This is a genomic window from Syntrophotalea carbinolica DSM 2380 (genome assembly GCF_000012885.1).
In the GTDB taxonomy this organism is placed as follows: Bacteria; Desulfobacterota; Desulfuromonadia; order Desulfuromonadales; family Syntrophotaleaceae; genus Syntrophotalea; species Syntrophotalea carbinolica.
The window spans coordinates 2,998,023-3,018,410 of the sequence record NC_007498.2 but is presented as its reverse complement, the minus strand read 5'-3'; the positions used below and the strand labels follow the sequence as shown (position 1 = coordinate 3,018,410).

The window sequence follows — 20,388 nt, the reverse complement described above, 5'->3', positions numbered from 1 at the left end:
ATGAAGTGATTTCGGTTGATTTTATCGGCGTGAGACTGCAAAATGCTGTTTTACTTAATTGTAACCATTTTTTGCAGATTCGTTTCCTGCTGAGCAGGTAGGAAACGGCTGCTCGGTTTGTTTGATGAGTTTGCAGCTTGGTTGATGCGATGCTGTTGTAAAGGGCCTGTTTTTTCAAGGATTTTTGTTGGAGGCCTGCTGGGGGGATGTTGTGCAATATCGGTGTGGTTGGGGAGGTTTGACCTGGAAAAAAATGCGCTGCGTCTGTGCCGCGATGGTGGGGCTGCTGGTTGTGCTTCTGAATGCCGGTTGGCTCGCAGCCGAGGAGCCCGACAAAAGGCAGCGGTTTGCCGGGAAAAAGGTCCTCTGGGTCGATTCCTACCATGCAGGCGGTTATGAATGGACTGCGGGTATCGAAAGGGGGATTCGTAAAGCGCTGCGTGGCACCGGGGTACAAGTTCGAATTCTGCGGATGAATACCAAATGGGATTTATCCGAAAACTCCAAACAGCATGCCGGTCTTAAGGCCAAACAGGCCATCGATGCCTGGCGACCGGACGTGGTTATCGCTTCCGATGACAATGCCGCTCGTTATCTGGTGGTTCCCTATTTAAAAAACACCTCTCTTCCCGTGGTGTTCTGCGGGATCAACTGGGACGCCAGTCCTTATGGATTTCCCTGCAGCAATGTAACCGGGATGATCGAGGTCGAACCGGTGGAGACTCTGGTCGCGCACCTGCGGCGTTTTGCCAAAGGGGAAAGGCTTGGCTATCTGAGCGCCGATACGGTATCCGAACGCAAAGTCGTCGATGTCTATAACCGGCGCTTTTTTTCGGGGAGCATGAAATCCTACCTGGCCAGGGATTTCGATCATTTTAAAGAGCTTTTCCTGCGGGCGCAAAACGAAGTCGATATGATTTATATCGCCAACTACTCCGATATGCCCGGTTGGGATTCCCGGAAAGTCGAGGATTTCCTTGTTCGCCATGTCCGCAAACCGACCGGATCGCGGCTTGCCTATATGGAGAGGTTTGTTACTTTTACCGTTGCAAAAGTGCCGGAAGAACAGGGCGAATATGCGGCCAAAACAGCCTTGAAGATCCTTGGCGGTATTTCTCCGGACGCCATTCCCGTGGTGGCCAACGAGTTGGCCAGCTTGACGATTAACCTTAAAATGGCCAAGGCTTCCGGTATCGTATTGCCGGTATCCACGTTGCAGGTTGCTTCCAAGGTCATCGGTCAGGAGGCCTATCGATGAATGTCGGGGGTCTCGCCGGTCGATGGGGAAAGGCGGTCACCCTTTGCGCGCTTGCAGCGGCAGTTTTTTGTTGGGCCGTTTCGGGTGCGGTTGCGTGGGGTGACGAGGGCTCCGCTCCCGGGGAGTCTTTTTTGGGGAAAAAAATCCTCTGGGTCGATTCCTACGATGCCGACTACGCCTGGAGCCAGGGGCTGGAGCGCGGCTTGCGACAAGCGCTCGTGGGGAGCGGAGCGGATTTGCGGATCTGGCGAATGGATACCAGACGTAACGGCGATGAAGTTTATGCTCGCAAGGCGGGGCAACAGGCCCTGGCGGCATTGCAGCGCTATACTCCCGACGTCGTTATCGCTTCGGACGATAATGCCCAAAAATATCTGGTCGTTCCGTATTTACGGGGTACCGCGGTGCCGGTGGTTTTTTGCGGGGTAAACCGCAATCCGGCCGCATATGGTTATCCCTGTCGCAACGTCACCGGCATGCGCGAGGTCGATGTTTTCGATAACCAGATGGAGCGAATATTCCGTTTTGCCGCCGGCAAACGCATCGGATTGATTGCCGGCGACACAGAGGTCGAGAGGGCGGTCGCCGCTTCCTGCAAAAAAAAATATGGCGATCGCCTGAAGATTTATCTGGTGCGAACTTTCGCCGAATTCCAGCAAGCCTTTCTACGCGCCCAGCAGGAGACCGATATCCTGGATTTTCGCAATCATGTCGGGATCGAAAATTGGAATGATAGCGCAGCGGAACGTTTTCTCGCCGACCATACCCGCATACCGACCTTTTCGGAACATCCGTGGATGAAAAAATCCGTTGTTTTCTGCCTGGCCAAGCAGCCCGAAGAACATGGCCACTATGCCGCATCCACGGCACTGCGCATTTTGGCAGGCGGACGGCCTGGGGATTTTCCCGTCAAGGACAATGAGCAGGCTCGATTGACCGTCAATCTGAAGATGGCTAAGGCTGCCGGTATCGTGTTGCCCGTATCCCTGCTGCAAACGGCAGATATTATCGGGCGGGAAGCATACCGGAAGGAACCGGTGTCCCGTTAATCTTCCGGAGTTTACGCTATGCGGTTGAAATACAAGGTTAATTTTCTGTCGCTGAGCATTCTCGTCATTGTCGCCAGTGCCATCACCGGCGCCGGCGTGTTGACCATCGAGCGTTTGACCTACAATTTGAATCGAAAACTGATGTCGGCGGAAGTCTCCCATGTTGTCAGTCGTCTGCGAATGGCCGACAAGGTGTTGGAGGAAAGCGGTGTGGGGCATGTGGAAAGTTATGTTCGCAAAGCCCAGAGCGATCTGCTCGATACCCTGCGGGAATACCGCTACGGTCGAACCGGTCACCTGATTGTCGTGGATATGCGTGGGCCCCGACAGCTGTTGCCGGAGGTTGCGGATGGCACGACTTTCGATATGTCCTCACTGGAGGAGATCAAAGGATGTAGCAAAGGGGTCAGTGAATATTCGTCGGCCGGTGTGAAGCGTTACTTTTTTCACGAGTCGTTTCCCCGCTGGCAGTGGACGATCATTCTTTCGGTTGACACCAAGGAGATGTTCGCCGAACGGGATGTTTTTCTTCGAAACGTGGTGATTATTCTTTTGGCCGGCCTGGTGTTTGGCTGTCTGGCATTTCTGTGGTTTACTTCTACCATTGTCGGTCCGATTCAGCAACTTTCCAAGGCCGCTTTGAGTTTTGGACCGTGCGGTTGGCAGGAGCCTTTGCCCGAGGTCCATGCCAGGGATGAAGTGGGTGCCTTGACCAGGGCTTTTCAGGAAATGTCCGAGGGATTGCTCCGCGCGCATAATGATCTGAAAGAGCAAACCCGTCAATTGCAGCAAACCAATGTCAAATTGCATCGCGAAGTCACCGAACATAAAAAGACTGCCGCCCAGCTAAAACAGTTGAACCGGGAACTGGAGAGCAGGGTTCTGCAACGTACCGCCCAACTCGAAGCGACCAATCGCGAGCTGGAAGCTTTCTCCTATTCGGTATCCCATGATTTGCGCGCTCCGCTGCGCAGTATCGACGGTTTCAGCAAAGCGCTGCTCGACGATTACGGAAGCCGCCTGGACGGCGATGGACTCCAGTTCCTGCATCGCGTAAGGCGAGCATCCCAGCGTATGTCCCAGCTCATAGACGATCTGCTTAACCTGTCTCGTATTACCCGCGGCGAGATGGTTCGTAAAACCGTCGATTTAAGCGCCATGGCGACGACCATTGTCGAGGGGCTGCGGCAGACCTCTCCGCAACGTAGCGTCGCTGTAACCGTTAAGGATGGGGTTTTTGCCGAAGGAGACCCCCGGCTGCTGCAAGTGGTCATGGAAAATCTGCTCGACAATGCCTGGAAGTTTACCGCGCGGTGCAATCATGCCGTCATAGCCTTTGGCGTAACCCCGGAAGGCTGTGGCCCGGATGGCGAGCCGCTTGAAAAACCGGTGTTTTTCGTCCGGGACAACGGCGCCGGTTTCGATCCGGCGTATGCCGAAAAGCTGTTTGGAGTATTTCAGCGATTGCACCATGCCGGCGAGTTTCCCGGTACCGGCATCGGTCTGGCCACCGTGCAGCGCATCATCCGACGCCATAGCGGCCGCATCTGGGCCGAGGGCCGGATCGATGGCGGGGCCTGCTTTTATTTTACTCTTTAAGCGGTGCCCCTGGATCGGGTTTTGGAGACAGTTATGAAGCGTAATCGGACCATTTTACTGGTGGAAGACAACCCGGATGATGTCGCCCTTGCGTTGCGGGCTTTTCACAAAAGTTCCGTCAAAACCCGTCTCGTCGTGGCTCGCGACGGTGTCGAGGCCTTGGAGTACCTGCTTGGCGATGCGCGACGGGCAACCGTACCGGAGTTGCCGGCAGTCGTGCTGCTCGATTTAAAGTTGCCCAAAATCAACGGTTTTGAAGTGTTGAAACGTTTGCGTCGCGAAACAAGGACGGCCCGCCTGCCGGTCGTGGTTTTGACCTCCTCGCGGGAGGACCGGGATCTGGATAGGATTTATCGACTCGGGGCCAACAGCTATATCTGTAAGCCGGTCGATTTTGATCGCTTTCAGACAGTCGTGGGGACCTTGGGCAATTATTGGCTCGATGTGAACGAACCGCCCCCTTCCTCCTCGGTAAAGGGTGACCTATGACTAAACCGTTGAACCTGCTGCTTGCCGAAGATTGTGAAGACGATGCGCTGTTGCTGATAAGGGCCCTGCGTCATGGCGGCTATCGTCTGACCGTTGAGCGGGTTGAGACGGCCGAGGCCATGCGCGCGGCCTTGGCCACGGGGAAGTGGGACCTGATCATATCCGATTATTCCATGCCCCGGTTCAGCGCCCTGGCGGCCCTCGAGGTCGCCCGGGAAAATGGCCTGGATTTGCCGTTTATCGTACTGTCCGGCAATATCGGCGAAGAAACCGCCGTTGAAGCCATGCGCGCCGGCGCTCACGATTATGTGATGAAAGGGAACCTGGCGCGACTGTTACCGGCTATCGAGCGGGAATTGCGCGAAGCCGAAGAGCGTCGCCGGCGCCGCCGAGCCGAGTTGGAATTGCGCAACAGCGAAAAACTGTTCCGATCCATTTTCCAGAATGCCGTTACCGGCATGGCGACATGTTCGCCCGACGGACGCTTCCTGAAAGTGAATCCGGCCTTGTGCGAGATGCTTGGCTACAGCGAAAACGAACTTTTCGGCGTTTCGGTACTGGACATCACCCATCCCACCGACATTGAGCTTACCGAACGTCTGTTTGCCGAGGCAATGGGGGGGCAGACGCGCTCCCATGACTACGAAAAACGCTATATCCGTCGAGACGGCGAAACCCTCTGGGCACATGTGTCCACCTCCTGGCATTATAACGAGGACGGCACTCCCTCTTACAGTGTGGCGCTGATCAGCAACATTACTCCTCATCACCAGGCCAAACAGAAAATCCGTCAACTGGCTTATTTCGACGGTTTGACAGGCCTGCCCAATCGGCAGTTGTTTCTGGAACACTGCAACAGCAGTCTGACCCAGGCGCGCCGGAATCGCAGCCCGCTGGGAGTCTGCATCATCGATATCGATCGTTTCAAAGGCGTCAACGATACTTACGGTTATGAGTCGGGTGACGCCTTGCTTAAAACGGTCAGCCAACGTTTGAGCGATTGTATGTCCCGGGAGGATGTGCTTGCCCGTCTGGGCAGTGACGAATTTGCGGCGGTGATTGCCAGTGTCGGATCGCAGGATGAATTTTCCGTGCTGGCGCAGAAAATGCTCCATTGTCTGACCGAGCCGATTCAGATCGGCGAGCAAAAGCTTTACTGCTCGGGTGGCATGGGCATCGCTTTGTTCCCCGTGGATGGCGTGGATGCGGAGGCCCTGCTTAAAAACGCGGCTACGGCCATGCATCAGGCCAAACAGCATGGATCCAACAACTTCCGTTTCTTTTCCAAGGGGATGAACCGGATGGCATGGGAGCGCATCGAGATCGAGACAGGCCTGCGCCGGGCCCTCGATCTCCAGCAGCTGGCCTTGCATTATCAGCCGCAGGTTGACCTGAAAACCGGACATATCATCGGTATGGAAGCTCTGTTGCGCTGGGAATCACCGGAACTTGGCCGGGTCAGCCCCATGCGCTTTATTCCTCTGGCCGAGGAAACCGGGTTGATTCTGCCCATCGGCAACTGGGTACTGGAGAGTGCCTGCAGGCAGGCCAAAGCCTGGCATCGCGCCGGATTTCCTTCGCTGCGCATGGCGGTGAACATTTCCGCCCGTCAGTTCAAACAGGCCGGTTTTATCGATCGCCTGGATGCGATCATCCAACGCAGCGGAATTAACCCCGAGTTGCTGGAAATGGAACTGACCGAAAGTCTGATCATGGAAAAGTCCGATGAAACCCTGATGACGCTTGTCGATATCAAATCCCGGGGCATCAAGCTTGCCATTGACGATTTCGGAACAGGTTACAGCATGCTCAGCTATCTCAAGCATTTTCCCATTGACCGGATCAAGGTCGATCGCAGTTTCGTGCGCGATATCCCTGAGAATACCGATGACGCAGCGATCACCGAAGCCATCATCGCCATGGCTCACAGTCTCAAAATCGAGGTGATCGCCGAAGGGATCGAAACCCGGGAACAATTGGCTTTCTTAAAGGATCGCGCCTGCGAGGAAGGCCAGGGCTATTATTTCGGCCGCCCCGTGCCAGTGGAGACCGCGGCGGAAATTCTGGCACAACAATACCCTCGCGGAGGCTCTTCCTTGTTCGATTAGTTTGGCAGCGGAGGCGACGGAATAGACGCTATGGTAAACAACCGACCGGTTCTTTTGATCGTATTGTCGATTATTCTAGCGGCTGGTTTGCTTATGAGTGTCCGGTGGCGATGTCTCTGGCGGTATGTTGAAGCCGGTTTTTTGCTGACGGATATCGCGGATGGCGCTTCTCCCCGGGAGCTTGGGGAAAGCCGATCCGGCGTCCAAAGGCAACAGGTCGCTTATCAGGTGCAGGGACGCAATCGCAGAGCGGATCTTTACCGGTGGCCTGGTCGGGTTCGGGTTGCGGTGGTGTTGCTGCCGGGGGTGGCGGAAAAGGGCGGTGAGGACCCGCGCCTGGTCGCTTTTGCGCAGGCACTGGCCCGTGCCCGATTTGCGGTGCTGGTGCCGGAGCTGGCCGGTCTGCGACAACTACGGGTTTCAAGCGCCGACGTTGCGGAGGTGACCGATGCCGTTGCGTGGCTGTCCAGCCGGAAAGAGTTGGCACCTTCCGGGCGAGCGGGATTGGCGGCCTTCAGTTATGCCGCAGGACCGGCAGTGCTTGCGGCCTTGAACGAAAGCATTCGGGACCGGGTCGGCTTCGTGTTTGCCGTGGGCGGATATTACGATCTGCATCGCGTTTTGAGCTATTTTACCACGGGCTATTATTCCCACGAAGGCCGGCAGTATTCTCTCCCGCCGGACAATTACGGCAAATGGGCGTTTGTCGTTGGTAATATCGATCGTCTTCATGATGCCGGGGACCGTCGTCTGCTGACAGCCCTGGCGCGGCGTCTGCAGCGCAACCCCGAGGCGGCAACCCAGGATCTTGTTGCGCAACTGGGCGGTGAGGGGGCGGCTCTGTGGCGTTTTGTCGCTAACCGCGATCCGCAGCTGGTGCCGGCGTTGTTGAAGAATCTGCCGGGATCCATCAAAGATGAATTGTCGGCTCTCAATCTTGCCGAGCAGAATCTGGCGGGACTGCGCGCACCGCTTATCCTGATCCATGGCTACGAAGATGCGATGATTCCCTTTCCGGAGAGCATTGCCCTGGCCGGTGCGGTGTCCGGCCGTCGAAGTCGTCTTTATCTGGTTCATGGTTTGATGCATGTCGATGTGGCTCCCGGTCTCCCGGATCGCTGGCGGTTGTTGCGGGCTTTGCGCGATTTGCTCGCAGCCCGAGACGGCGATTTTCCCATGTGACAGTTTTTTCCCGTCTTTGCGCCGATTGATCAAATTCACGGCAGTCTGCCTGTCTTCTCAGCATCTTAGAAACCATTGGCCGCTTTTTGAAGGAGCGCTGTATCCGATTGTTCGGCTGCGGGACGGGGTTTAAGGTATTTAAGGGCGATGGGTTTTGCGGGTTTGTTTCTTGCAGATCGAATGGGCAGATTTCCGTCGAAACCATCCAACCAGGAGTCAGGATATGGGGCATATTGCAATTATTGAAGCAGGGCGGACCTTTCCCCCAATGGCAGCTCAACTCGGGGATTTTTCCGATTGGATGGCTGCCGGCCTGAAGGTGGATTGCGACAGGCTGCAGGTGATTCCGGCATTTACCGATGCGGCCCTTCCTGCGCCGCAGTCGCTGCAGGGGGTCGTCATCAGCGGTTCCCATGCCATGGTCACGGATGCCTGCTCCTGGATGGAACGGCTTGCCGACTGGCTTGTGGAGGTGGTGGAGGCCTCGGTTCCGGTGTTGGGTGTCTGCTTTGGACATCAGTTGCTGGCCCGGGCTCTGGGCGGCGAAGTCGGATATCATCCGCGCGGCAGGGAAATCGGCACGGTGGGGGTGCAACTGCAAACAGGGGCCGGCAACGATCCCTTGTTTGCGGGGGTTGCCAGTACCTTTGGGGCCCAGGTTTTTCATGCCCAGAGCGTTACGCAGTTGCCGCCCGGCGCCAAAGTGCTGGCCGGTAACGATTTTGAGCCGCACCATGCCGTTGCCTATCGCGAATACGCCTGGGGGGTGCAATTTCACCCCGAATTCGATGCCCGCATCATGCGTTCCTACATCGCCCAGGATGCCGGGGCCTTGCTGGATGATGGGTTTGATATCGGGACGCTGCTCGCGGGCGTGCAGGAAACCCCGATCAGTGCAGGCCTGCTGGCCCGCTTTGCCCGGTTGACCGGAGCATAGAACCGGTTCTCGGCTAAACCCGGGAGAGCGCTTAATTACCCGTTTTGCGATGGAACCCTGCCAGCAGTTGAATCGATTTTCCGCTGACCCGGATGACCTCTTCTTCCGAGAGTTTCTTCAGCAAGCGGGAAAAAGTTTCCGGAGTGGTCCCGAGCAGCAGAGCGATTTCGCGCTTGGGAGCCGGAAGTTGCACTACGCCGGTACGGTGTTTTTCATCCAGGGCTCTGAGGTAGCCCATAAAACGTTCCCGAATATCGACGATCGCCAGTTGTTCCACACGCTTGAGCATAAAAATCAGACGTTGGGACAGGGTGCCCACCAGATGCATGGCCAGGTCCGGCGCCTGTTGCAGGCGACCGAACAGTTTGTGGACATCGATGAGCAACAGCGAGCAATCCTCCAGCGTCATGGCGTTAACCGGGTAGCGGTTTTGCAGATCGAGCAGGATTTCCGCAAAAAACTCGCCCGGCTGCACAAACCGGATGACCGCTTCTTTGCCTTCCTCATTGGCACGGTAGAGTTTGACGCGTCCGTGCAGTAAAAAGTGCACGGCATGCCCCTCTTCCCCCTCCAGAAACAACACTTCCTTACGTCGCCGTTTTTGGAATACGCTGATTCCGTCGATGAGTTCATACAGGTCCGGTTCACTGGACCCGAAAAAACGGACCAGAAATTGATTGATGGCTTTTTGTCGTTCCATGGCAGAGCTCCATTCTTCCCGAAAGATCGAAATATAAAGATACCCGAGATTAGATTGTTCTCCAAGAGGCAGTTTTCCATTGACAGGATGCGCAACTGGGTTAGGGTGCATCTGGAAACTCGGCATGCATGTTGGCCAAAAAGTATCAGCCGCTTCTCCGGCATTAAGGGGATCGGCGGATCGTGCGAGATCGGCCGCGCCGTTTCTAGCGGGCTGGTTCATCTCCTGTAAAGATCAGGACTTGTGCGGCGCATGCCTTTACCGGAAGATCGCTGGGGCTGTCCGGTAGCTTCGGTTTATCTGAAAACCTCCCTAACCTATGAGTTGATCATGGACAAAGATGCCCTTCTCACGCGGATTATTTCCCGTTTGGAAGACGACTATGCCGCGCAGTTACAGGCTGCGAAGACTGCGCATGCCACCGCCACTCATGAAGAGAATATCCCCGATAACAAATATGCCACCCTGGGACTGGAAGCCTCCTATCTCGCCCAGGGGTATGCCAACCGCGCCCAGGAAATACGTCACGCTTTGCAGGCATTTCGGCAATTGACCTTGCAGCGGTTTTCCGAAAATTCGCCGATTCGCCAGACGGCCCTGGTGCAGTTGGAGGATGAAGAGGGGCAACGAAGATGGCTTTTTCTCGGCCCGGCGGCGGGTGGTCTGCGTCTGTCGTTCGGCAAGCGGGAGGTCATGGTTATCACGCCTGCGTCCCCCCTCGGAAAAGCATTACTCGGCAAACAGTGCGGCGATCTGGTCGAGATTGCCGGCGATGTCGGTCGGGAATATGAGATTGTCTCCATCGCTTAACGGTTTCGCCATTTTAATGACGCGCCCGTCCGGGAGGGCGCCAAATTTACGGCGGCCTCCTGTGGGCATGCCATGTGAGCCCTTAAATGCTTGAAAAATAAAACACCTTTATAATCATCTGGCCGGTAACGATATAAAGCGGATCTTCGCTTCGCACCATTCGTCGGATTTTACCTTGAATGTGCGTCAATAAAATGGCGTTCTCGAAAAAGGCCCTTTTCCCTCCTTCCTTCTCAAAAAACCTGAGGTGCTGTCTAAGTGTCCGATTTTAAAAGAAAAAATAAATCCGTTCTTTTTCTTGGTCCGCATCGTCTTTTGGCATGTATGGTGAAAGTATCCATGGCAACAAGTGATTAAAAACCATCGCTTTCGATGATTATCATGACAACCATGGAGGACTAAACAATGAAATGTCCCAAGTGTAAAGCCAAGATGTATACGGAAAAGTTTTATGACTATGTTCGCGCTTTTGAGGCCTGGAAATGTATCTGTTGCGGCGAGGTCATCGACTCGACCATCATTTCCAACCGCGCTCGTAGCGCCAACCTCCATTTAGGGTAGTTATCTTTTCTATTTTTATGCATGACATATAATTTTTGAAAATAAAGTTGGGGCGTTAAAAGAAATACGGATAAACAAACGAGCCGCCAAATCTCATGGATTTGGCGGCTCGCATACGTTCTATAGAGTGATTTCGATAAAAGGGAGTGGTTTCTGAGGGGCGGGGTCCCCGTATGGTACCGGAAATGCCGCCGTCTTATTTCTGGCCGGCAATGGCCTGGGCTATATTGAAGCAATAACCACCGATGCGTTCGAGATAGGCCATGATATCGATGTACCATAGTCCCGGTTCGATGGAGCAGTTGCGCTCCTGCAAGCGCTGGATCTTTTCCATGCGCATTTTGTTGAATTGCAGATTGATGCCGGTTTCGTGTCTGGAGGCCGTTTGCATGAAGGTGTCGTCGGGGGCCTGCAGTTGTTCGATGATCAGGTCGAGAAACGCCAGTACGCGTTTGGACATTTCTTCCAGATCCTTAACCGATTCATCGGAAAAAAGCAGTTTGTTTTCGAAGAGTTTTTCCGACAAATGCGCCAGGTGCTCCACGGCATCACCGATTTTTTCGAAATTGTTGGCCATGCGGAAGAAACTGTGGATTTCCTTGGCCGATTCCTCATTGATCTCCAGTTGGTAGATCTTCATCAGGTAGTGGGTGATTTCCTTGCGGGCCTGATCGAGCCACTTCTCCTGGGCTTTCCATCCCGTCATCATGTCGGGGTCGCGGTGTTTGATGGCCGGAATGACATTGTTCAGGGTTTGGCGGGCTTTCTTGGCCATCTTCAGAATTTCGCTGCGTACCTGGGTCAGGGCGGCGATGGGGGATTCGTCGTAGAAATCATTGAACTCGGGAACCGGCTCGGCATCCAGCGATTCCTTTTTTGCCGGTGACAGTCTGATCGCCACCTTGACCAGTGCCGGCAGGAACAGCAAAAAGACCAGAGCGTTGGTAATATTGAACAGCGTATGGCCGTTGGCAAGGTAACGAGGCACATAGACGAATTCGCTGTTGACCAGGGTGTCCGGAGCGGGTACCCCCGACATCATGGTGATCTTTTCTATAAAGGTGACGAAATGGGGGAAAATAAGCACCATGATCGTGACCCCGATGACGTTGAACATGGTGTGGGCGCGCGCCGCCCGATGCGCTTCGATGTTGGTGGTGCCAATGGTGGCCAGCTCGGCGGTAATGGTGGTGCCGATGTTTTCTCCCAGAACCAGCGCAATCGCCGCCGGAAAGGTCAGCAGGCCCTGCGTCGCCATGGTCATGGTAAGGCCTACCGTTGCCGAGGAAGACTGGACGGCCATGGTTAATAACGCGCCGGTCAGAACGCAGAGCAGCAGGCCGCCCATGGTGCTGGGGTCGAAGCGGGTGAAGAAGGACAGAAAAGTCGGGTCGGTACGCAAGGGTTTCAGGCCGTGTTTCATGGTTTCCATGCCTAAGAAGAGCAGACCGAAACCCAGGATGACTTCTCCGGCATATTTATACTTTTTCTGTTTGGCGAAAAACTTCATGCACACGCCAATGGCGATGGCAGGGAGGGATAGACTCGACAGTTTAAAGGCGATCAGCTGCGAGGTCATGGTGGTGCCGATGTTGGCCCCCAGTATCACACCCACCGCCTGATGCAGCGAAAGCAGGCCGGCACTGACAAAGCCGATGAGCATAACCGTGGTTGCCGAAGACGATTGCACCATGGCCGTAACCAGGGCTCCCGTTGCGCAACCGATAACGCGATTGGCCGACAGGGCACAAAGGATTTTTTTGATACGGGGCCCTGCCGCCATCTGCAGCCCCTCGGTCATGGTTTTCATGCCCAGGACAAACAGTCCCAGGCCGCCAATGGTTTCGATAAGGATTTGGACGAATAGCAAAACTCAGTCTCCTTCTGCGGCTGTTTTCACAACGGTACCAAGGCCCGTTTCCGCCAGGCTTTATTCCAGGCTGAGGCGATTCGGCGTATAAGACATACCGATTCGAACAGACAAACCAATCGATATTAACAAAACCGTCTTTGTTTTCAAAGTAAAGTTTGGTGTCCGAGGTTGTATACATTTTTGCCGCAGGTTTGCCCGGGGCGCAGCCTGATTTGCAGAAGGTAATGTGCAGGAAATGGCCATGTCCGGCGGTTTTTCGGACAGGTAAAGGTTCTGCGCGGTGAGGCGTGGGGAAGGATCATGGATAGTCCGACAGCCTTCTAGGCTATACTGAACAGGTAGGGGCACGTATCCGCTTTATCAACGGGGAGGTCGACCATGACAGTATCCATCGTTCGGGAGTTTTTCATGTGGTGTACCATTATTAACGGTATTCTCCTGATCTTCTCGGCTTTGATGTGCGCGTTTGCCGGCGATTGGATTTACCGCTTGCACGGCAGGTTGTTTTCCCTGCCGCGCGAATCCTTCAACGTAGTGCTCTACGCATTTATCGGTGTGTTCAAGATCTTCTTCATCGTGTTCAATCTTGTTCCCTATCTGGCGTTGGAGATTCTGGCCGGAGCGTGAGGCATCAGGGGGCGGTGCGCGTAGACTCCTGGCGCAGCATGGCCGTAAATTCCTCGACGGCGAGGGGGGCGCTGTAAAGATATCCCTGATAGCTGTCGCAGGCGCATTGGCGCAAAAATTCGAGTTGTTCTTCGGTTTCCACACCTTCCGCCACGGCCTGCAGGCCCAGGCTGTGGGCGATGGCGATGATGCTGGTGGCAACGGCCGCTGCACTGGGATCGTCCGCGACATCGCTGATAAAAGAGCGATCGATCTTGAGACAGTCAACGGGAAACCGCCGCAGGTAATTCAGGGATGAATATCCGGTACCGAAATCATCCAGGGCCAGACTGACGCCGAGGGCGTTTAATTCCTGCATGGTTTCCGCCGCGGTCTGAACGTTGCGCATGATCATGCTCTCGGTCAATTCCAGTTCGAGCAGATGCGGAGGAAGGCCGGTGTCCTGCAGAATCCGCTGTATGGTGGCGATCAGCTCATCGTTACGGAACTGGCGCGCCGACAGGTTCGCAGCGATGGGGACGAGGGGGAATCCCTGGGTTTGCCAGCTTTTTATCTGTAAACAGATGTTTTCCAGAACCCACTCTCCGATCGGCAGGATAAGGCCGGTTTCTTCCGCCAGGGGGATGAACATCCCGGGCGCAATCATGCCGCGTACCGGGTGTTGCCATCGCACCAGAGCTTCCGCTCCGGTGATTTTACCGCTATCCAGGTCGATCTTGGGTTGATAATGCAACAGTAACTCGCCACGATCCAGGGCCCGGCGCAGGTCCGTTTCCATCTCCATGGCTTCATGAACAACGATATTCATCTCCGGCGCGTAGAGGCGGAAGGCGTTTCCTTCCTCCTTGGCCTGGTACATGGCGATATCGGCATTGCGGATCAGGGTTTCCTCGTCTTCGCCATCCTGCGGGTAGATGCTGATGCCCAAACTTGCCGTGACAGTGATCTCGCGATCGGCAATCTGAAACGGTGCCGTAATTCTGTCGAGGATTTTTTTTGCCACCTTGCCCACGTCCTCTTCATTGGCCACCTCGGCCAGCAGAATAACGAATTCGTCCCCGCCCAGACGCGCAACGGTATCGGCTCCACGCACGGATTCCCGCAACCGGTCCGCCGCAATCTGCAGCAGCCTGTCGCCAAAACTGTGACCAAGGCTGTCGTTGATGATTTTGAAGCGGTCGAGATCGAGCAGCAGGGCGGCTACCAATCGCCCCGAGCGTTTGGCGAACAGGATCGATTGCTCAAGTCTATCCTGCAGCAAGGCTCTGTTGGCCAGGCCGGTCAGGTTGTCGTGGGTGGCCAGGTGCTGCAGTTGCTCCTCGTAGCGTTTGCGGTCGGTGATGTCTTCTTTGATGGCCAGGAAATGGCTGATGTCGCCCGCGTCGTTGCGCACCGGGGAGATGGAGGCATGCTCCCAGAAAAGAGATCCGTCTTTACGTTTGTTATGAAATTCGCCATGCCACTCCCTGCCCGCTGTGATGGTCGTCCATAGATCGCGGTATTCCTCGGCGGATGTTTCACCGGATTTGAGCAGGCGGGGGTTTTTGCCATGGACCTCCGTCAGGGAATAGCCGGTGATCTGGGTGAATTTGGGGTTGGCATATTCGATGTTCCCCTGCGGGTCGGTCAGTATGACGGCCGTCGGACTTTGCTCCACCACCTGGGAGAGTTTGCGCAAAGTATTTTCCTGGCGCTTGCGTTCCGTGATGTCCTGGGCGATGCCGAGGTAGCCGACAATTCCATGAGCGGGGGAGCGCATGGCGGTAATGACCAGAGACACCGAAATGTGTTCGCCCTGTTTGCTTGTATATGTCCATTCGCGATGTTCGGCGTCAGCGGTGGTGGCGTGGGCCATGTAGTCGGCAAAATCCTTGATAGGCGTGCCGCGGTCGGCGCCGAGTTCCGTATAGCGGGTTTGCAGTTCCGATGCCAGGTGAAATACCGTGGGCGTTTCTCTGCCGACCATTTCTTCGGCTGAGTAGCCCAGCATCTTTTCCGCCCCGCGATTGAAGACGGTAATGATTCCTCGCGGATCGGTGGCAATAATGGATACTTCGGACGCCGCGTTGAGAACCTCTGCCAGTAGACGTGACGTACGCTCGATTTCCGCCGAGGCCAGGGTTTGTTCTTCGAACAGACGTTGCAAAGTCAGGCGAGCCTGCTGGGCTTCTTCGAGCAGGTCGGCTTTTTCCCTTTCCGCTTTGCGGGTCTGTTCCTCGGACTGGCGGCGTTCGGTGATATCGGAAAAGGTTCCGAGCATGCGCAACGGCTGCCCGTGGGTATCCCGCTCGACGATCTTGCCCATGGACAGCACCCATTTCCATTGCCCGCAGCGCGTCCGCTGGCGGAATTCGGCACGGAATTCCTCTGTTTTGCCGGCAAGATAATTGCGGTAAACCGCCAGTACCGCCGACCGGTCCTCGGGGTGCATGCGTGCTATCCAGTCCCCGTTGGTCTCGCGAAAGTTCTGGGGATCGTAGCCGAGGATCAGGGCATATTCGGCATTGACGATCATATTGCCGGATTGCACGTTGAGATCGTAGAGGCCCTGCTTGGACGCCTTGAGGGCCATCCGCAGCCGTTCCTCGCTGGTCTGCAGGGCTTTGGATATCTGGTCTCGGCGTTGACGTTTGAGCATCAGGGAACCGAGCATGGCGGTAGCCAGAGGGTAGATAAGAAGGACAGGCAGGGAGATATGATGCAAAACGCGAAACGCGGTCTGCCAGGGCAGCAGCAACATGAAGGCCAGCATGATGAGATGCACGAGCACGCCGAAACCGTAGAGCTGCCACCAGGTGAGTTGTTCGGCCGATTTTCGGTTTCGGTATTTCCAGTAGATGCCCACGATCCCCGAGGCAAAGATGACGCCCACCCCGATCCAGGCGGCGGCCCCGCCCTGGAAGAGGCGAAAGGCGGCGGCCATGAGCATGGCCACGCTGGTGGCGACAGCCCCGAAAAACAGCCCCGATATCCCCAACAGCACCGAGCGGGTATCGAAAACAATGCCTGGGATGTACTGCCAGGGAGAGAGCATGAGGATGATACTGAGCAGGCCGAGGGATATGCCAACGCAGATCTGTACGATCAGCCGGTGCTTGAGGCGATAGCGGCTGGTCATCATATCGTAGATGAATGCCATGGCGAGCAGCAGGGCGGCGTTTTGAATCAGGGCAAGAAAGACATTGTCCATCAGGTGTTGTCTCCGCAGTGTCCGGCTTGCCGCAAGGCGGCAGGAATGTAACCGGATGTACCGCCGGCGGTACATGAGCAAAGGCTCTTGTCAGGTGAAAAGTTCAAAACGGTGTCACGCCGGCAGCTGTCAAACACGGGACCTCGGCACTGCGGCCACAACCGGAAGATTGCACATGCTGTCACCTTTGATGACGAAAAAAGTTTGTATTTCAGATATTTCTAAGGTTGGTGAGCATAGCAATTTTCTCTGTGGATGTCATCAACGGATCGACATGCACAGTATTCGCTTGCCATGCCGTGCGCCGGAGGTCTGACACAATCACGAAGAATTTTCCGATCTGTATGTTTTATGCAAAAACCGTTCGCAAACCGTATTTAAGACTGTCTGTAATCGTGGATGCGATAATGGGGCATTTCTTGCAATTATCCATGGAGGATGGGGGCGTTGACGCAAACGGGGGATTCTCGAACCGGAATGCATGGACGGAAATACCTTGTATGAGTCGCTAACCTTGTTGAAAAGCTTCATTATGGTTATTATGAGGATCTTACTATTTATCGGACCATGCTGGTTTCACTCTTTTGGAGCTCTGCGCGGATTATGGCCAAACGCAAGACTAAAAAAATCAAAATCAACAAAATCAAGCTTTTTGTGAGCATGGCCCTGGTTGGGGTGTTTGCCGCCATCGTTTATACCGTCTACCTCGACTTCGCCGTGCGGGGACGTTTTGAGGGCAAAAGGTTCGCCTTGCCGGCCAGGGTTTATGCCCGGCCGTTGGAAATTTATCCGGGGCTTGAACTCAACATATCGGAACTTACAGCCGAGCTTGCCCTGCTCGGGTACCGGCAGACCGCCGCGGCACAAGAGCCCGGCACCTATCGCTGGCGCGGACAGGGGCTTGATCTGGTGAGTCGTGCTTTCACTTTTGGCGACGGCCCCCAGGAGTCGACAAGCTGCACCGTACGTTTTGCCGATGGCCAGGTGGTGGGGTTGCAGGATCGCGTCGTTTCAAATGATCTGGATCTGCTGCGCCTGGATCCGGCCCTGATCGGAGGGATTTACCCCGGGGAGAACGAAGACCGGGTCCTGATCAAACTGGACGAGGTCCCGCCATCGGTGGTCGAGGCGCTGATCGCCGTGGAGGATCGCCGCTTTTATCGGCACCATGGCATCGACCCCCGCGGTATTGCCCGGGCCCTGGTCATGACGGTCAGCGGCAAAAGTGTACAAGGCGGCAGTACCCTGACGCAGCAATTGGTGAAGAATTTTTATCTGAGCGCCGAGCGCACGATTCGTCGCAAAGTGACCGAAATGGTTATGGCTGTTCTGCTTGAGATGCATTACAGCAAGGAGGAGATTCTCGAGACTTACCTCAATGAAGTGTATCTGGGGCAGGACGGCAACCGGGCCATTCATGGCTTCGGCCTGGCCAGTTCCTATTTTTTCGATAAGCCGTTGCCCCATCTTGGTCTGAGCGAGGGGGCCCTGCTGGTGGGCATGCTGAAGGGGCCGGCTTATTACAGCCCGCGCCATCACCCCAAACGCGCCCTGGAGCGGCGTAATCTGGTGTTGTCCCAGATGGTTGAAGCCGGTTTCATTACCGAACAGCAATGCGCTGCGGCCAAAGCCGATCCTCTGGGTGTGGTTGACAGACCGCCCCGCGGAACATCTCCGTATCCGGCATTCCTGGGATTGGTGCATCGTCAGTTGCAGCGCGATTACCGGGATGAAGATCTGCGTTCGGAAGGTTTGCAGATTTTTACCACTCTCGATCCCGGGGTGCAGCGCGTGGCGGAAAAGGCTCTGCAGGAACGGTTGACGCGACTGGAGACCGTTCGCCGGATGCCTGCCGGGAGTTTGCAGGGGGCTGTGGTGGTGACCGCCACTCAGAATGCCGAGGTGCAGGCCTGTGTCGGTGGACGCGACCCGCGCTTCGAAGGATTCAACCGGGTTCTCGATGCACGGCGTCCCATCGGTTCGCTGATCAAGCCGGTGGTTTTTCTTACCGCCTTACAGCGCCCGTCGCAATATACCCTGGCAACCCTGCTGGACGACAGTCCCCTGGTTCTTAAACAAGCGGGAACAGAGCCGTGGCGACCGCAGAATTACGACAAGCGTTTTCACGGTAAGGTGCCGCTGCGGGCGGCGCTGATGCATTCCTATAACGTATCGACGGCCAGGCTCGGCCTGACTCTGGGGGTGGACTCGGTCATGGATAATCTGAGACGCTTGGGCGTGGAGCGGGAGATGACCGCTTTTGCCTCCAGTCTGCTCGGGGCCAACGACCTTTCTCCCCTGGAGATTGCCCAGGTTTACCAGTGCATGGCCAGTGGCGGTTTTCGCACCCCGCTGCATGCCATTCGCGAAGTGCTGACGGCGGAGGGCGAGCCCCTGCAGCGCTATCCCCTCAATGTGGAACAGGTTATCGAGCCGGGATCGAACTATTTGCTGACTACGGCCCTGCAGGCGGTGGCGCATGAGGGCACGGCTCAGGGATTGTATAACCGTCTGTCGCCCACGCTGGATGTTGCCGGTAAAACCGGCACCACCGATGATTATCGCGACAGCTGGTTCGCCGGTTTTACCGGGGATCGTCTCGGGGTGGTCTGGGTCGGACGGGACGATAATGAATCGACGGGACTTACCGGCGCCAGCGGGGCCATGGGCATCTGGGCAGACCTTATGCTGGCCTTGAATCCGGAACCCCTGCTGCTATCCCGGCCGGAGAATGTTGAACATGTGTGGATCGATCCGCCATCGGGGCTGCTCAGCGATGGCGGATGCCCCGATGCCGTTGAATTGCCTTTTATTGTGGGGTCGGCGCCCACCGAAAGCGCACCGTGCGGCCCCCGCTCGGTGGAAAATTCCATCAAGAACTGGTTCAAAAGGATCTTTCAATGACCAAGATCGTTTTTCTGTGGGCATGTCTGGCTGTTATGCTGCTGTTCGCGGGCTGTACCGGTCTGCAGCAGGAACCGCCATCCGCTGCGCCGTCTTCCAACACGGCTGTCGCGGCTTTGCTTAACAAGGCCCGGGTTCAGAGTGCGGGGGGGCGGTTGCCCGAGGCCAGCGTCCTTCTGGAGCGCGCCTTGCGCATCGAAGCGCGAAATCCGTTGCTCTGGCAGGAACTGGCCCGCGTGAGGCTGGCCCAGGGACAATACCGCCAGGCGGAAAACCTCGCGGCCAAGTCGAATACCCTCGCGGCCGGTGATGCGGCCCTGCGGGCGCAGAACTGGCGGATTATCGGCGAGGCCCGTACCCGGCTCGGAGATCTGCAGGGTGCGCGGGCTGCCTTCTCCAATGCAGAGTAATTCGGAAATCAAAAGGCCCGTGCAAACCTTCCGCACGGGCCTTTCGCTTACAGCTCAGAGTCTATTGTTATCATACCCCGGTAATATTCATGCCGGCGGGCGGTGCGAAGGTGCGTTGTCCCATCTCCTGATCCAGCATCATAAGCCCGCGACCGTCTCCGGCCAGTCTTTGCAGTTTTTTCAATACCAGTCCGAAGCTGGCTTCTTCTTCGACCTGTTCGGTCACAAACCATTGTAAAAAGATTTCGGTGGCGTGGTTGCCTTCCTGCTTGGCCAGGCTCATGAGCTGGTTGATGCGCTCGCTGACAAATTGCTCGTGTTTGAGGGAGAAGTCAACCACTGCCAGCGGGGAGTCGTAATCGGCCTGCGGCGCATCGATGGCGCGCAATACGGCACGACCGCCGGCCTCGCAGATATAGTTGAAAAATTTTTCCCCATGACACAATTCTTCCAGGGCCTGCAGTTTCATCCAGTGCGCAAAGCCCGGCAGGTCCTCGGCCTCGAAATAGGCTGCCATGGCCTTGTACAGATAAGCCGAATAAAATTCGTTTTTCATCTGTTCGTTCAGGGCATCCAGCAGTTTTTCGCTTAACATGGGCATCTCCTCTATGTTGGCGCTTCTGGGAAAGATGTTTAGAACGGAAAACTTCTATAATTATCCGATATAGGCGGCTGGATGTCCAGATAGGTC

General features: G+C 55.8%; 16 protein-coding genes. 12 read left to right on the top strand and 4 right to left on the bottom strand.

Features of this window, described 5'->3' with window-relative positions:
• The first annotated feature begins 238 nt into the window (after window positions 1-238).
• The 7 genes from PCAR_RS14000 to PCAR_RS13970 all read left to right on the top strand — a co-directional run bounded on the left by PCAR_RS14000 (window position 239) and on the right by PCAR_RS13970 (window position 8,622).
• The gene (locus PCAR_RS14000) at window positions 239-1,258 is read left to right on the top strand and encodes an ABC transporter substrate-binding protein (protein ID WP_148204351.1); all 1,020 of its coding nucleotides are present in this window, start codon (window positions 239-241) and stop codon (window positions 1,256-1,258) included.
• 131 nt (window positions 1,259-1,389) lie between these two features.
• Window positions 1,390-2,307, top strand: coding sequence for an ABC transporter substrate-binding protein (locus tag PCAR_RS18050; protein ID WP_158447432.1), 918 nt, complete (start codon window positions 1,390-1,392; stop codon window positions 2,305-2,307).
• Window positions 2,308-2,325: 18 nt separating this feature from the next.
• Complete coding sequence (locus tag PCAR_RS18830; protein WP_011342343.1) at window positions 2,326-3,906, top strand: ATP-binding protein; 1,581 nt, start codon at window positions 2,326-2,328, stop codon at window positions 3,904-3,906.
• Between the two features lie 33 nt (window positions 3,907-3,939).
• A complete protein-coding gene (locus PCAR_RS13985; RefSeq protein WP_011342342.1) occupies window positions 3,940-4,395 on the top strand; it encodes a response regulator in 456 nt (151 codons plus the stop codon).
• Complete coding sequence (locus PCAR_RS13980) at window positions 4,392-6,503, top strand: putative bifunctional diguanylate cyclase/phosphodiesterase (protein WP_011342341.1); 2,112 nt, start codon at window positions 4,392-4,394, stop codon at window positions 6,501-6,503. The genes PCAR_RS13985 and PCAR_RS13980 overlap by 4 nt, the downstream gene beginning before the upstream one ends.
• A 30-nt stretch (window positions 6,504-6,533) precedes the next feature.
• On the top strand, window positions 6,534-7,685 hold the full coding sequence (locus PCAR_RS13975; RefSeq protein ID WP_011342340.1) for an alpha/beta hydrolase family protein: 1,152 nt from the start codon (window positions 6,534-6,536) through the stop codon (window positions 7,683-7,685).
• A 223-nt stretch (window positions 7,686-7,908) separates the two neighbouring features.
• Window positions 7,909-8,622 carry a glutamine amidotransferase gene (locus PCAR_RS13970; RefSeq protein WP_011342339.1) on the top strand — a complete coding sequence of 238 codons (714 nt, stop codon included), beginning with the start codon at window positions 7,909-7,911 and terminating at the stop codon, window positions 8,620-8,622.
• Between the two features lie 31 nt (window positions 8,623-8,653).
• Here the strand turns inward: PCAR_RS13970 and PCAR_RS13965 are convergent, their stop codons facing one another.
• Window positions 8,654-9,322, bottom strand: a complete 669-nt coding sequence (locus PCAR_RS13965; protein ID WP_011342338.1) for a Crp/Fnr family transcriptional regulator — start codon at window positions 9,320-9,322, stop codon at window positions 8,654-8,656.
• Window positions 9,323-9,652: 330 nt separating this feature from the next.
• Here PCAR_RS13965 and PCAR_RS13960 point away from each other — a divergent pair, with 330 nt between their 5' ends.
• Both PCAR_RS13960 and PCAR_RS18910 read left to right on the top strand, forming a co-directional pair.
• Window positions 9,653-10,132 (top strand): GreA/GreB family elongation factor, encoded by a 480-nt coding sequence (locus PCAR_RS13960; RefSeq protein ID WP_011342337.1) that lies wholly within the window; start codon window positions 9,653-9,655, stop codon window positions 10,130-10,132.
• 405 nt (window positions 10,133-10,537) lie between these two features.
• Window positions 10,538-10,693, top strand: coding sequence for a hypothetical protein (locus PCAR_RS18910; RefSeq protein ID WP_011342336.1), 156 nt, complete (start codon window positions 10,538-10,540; stop codon window positions 10,691-10,693).
• 196 nt (window positions 10,694-10,889) lie between these two features.
• Here PCAR_RS18910 and PCAR_RS13955 read toward each other — a convergent pair whose 3' ends face one another.
• Window positions 10,890-12,563 (bottom strand): Na/Pi cotransporter family protein, encoded by a 1,674-nt coding sequence (locus tag PCAR_RS13955; RefSeq protein WP_011342335.1) that lies wholly within the window; start codon window positions 12,561-12,563, stop codon window positions 10,890-10,892.
• Between the two features lie 381 nt (window positions 12,564-12,944).
• Between PCAR_RS13955 and PCAR_RS13950 the strand changes: the two genes are divergently transcribed.
• Window positions 12,945-13,193 carry a DUF6868 family protein gene (locus tag PCAR_RS13950; protein ID WP_011342334.1) on the top strand — a complete coding sequence of 83 codons (249 nt, stop codon included), beginning with the start codon at window positions 12,945-12,947 and terminating at the stop codon, window positions 13,191-13,193.
• A gap of 4 nt (window positions 13,194-13,197) precedes the next feature.
• On the opposite strand, the gene PCAR_RS18040 is transcribed toward PCAR_RS13950, so the two are convergent.
• Window positions 13,198-16,383, bottom strand: coding sequence for an EAL domain-containing protein (locus tag PCAR_RS18040; protein ID WP_011342333.1), 3,186 nt, complete (start codon window positions 16,381-16,383; stop codon window positions 13,198-13,200).
• Between the two features lie 603 nt (window positions 16,384-16,986).
• Between PCAR_RS18040 and mrcB the strand changes: the two genes are divergently transcribed.
• Window positions 16,987-19,287, top strand: coding sequence for a penicillin-binding protein 1B (gene mrcB / locus PCAR_RS13940; protein ID WP_041531392.1), 2,301 nt, complete (start codon window positions 16,987-16,989; stop codon window positions 19,285-19,287).
• A complete protein-coding gene (locus PCAR_RS13935) occupies window positions 19,284-19,697 on the top strand; it encodes a tetratricopeptide repeat protein (protein ID WP_011342330.1) in 414 nt (137 codons plus the stop codon). The genes mrcB and PCAR_RS13935 overlap by 4 nt, the downstream gene beginning before the upstream one ends.
• A 70-nt stretch (window positions 19,698-19,767) precedes the next feature.
• Here the strand turns inward: PCAR_RS13935 and PCAR_RS13930 are convergent, their stop codons facing one another.
• Window positions 19,768-20,292, bottom strand: a complete 525-nt coding sequence (locus tag PCAR_RS13930) for a ferritin (RefSeq protein ID WP_011342329.1) — start codon at window positions 20,290-20,292, stop codon at window positions 19,768-19,770.
• Window positions 20,293-20,388 lie beyond the last annotated feature (96 nt).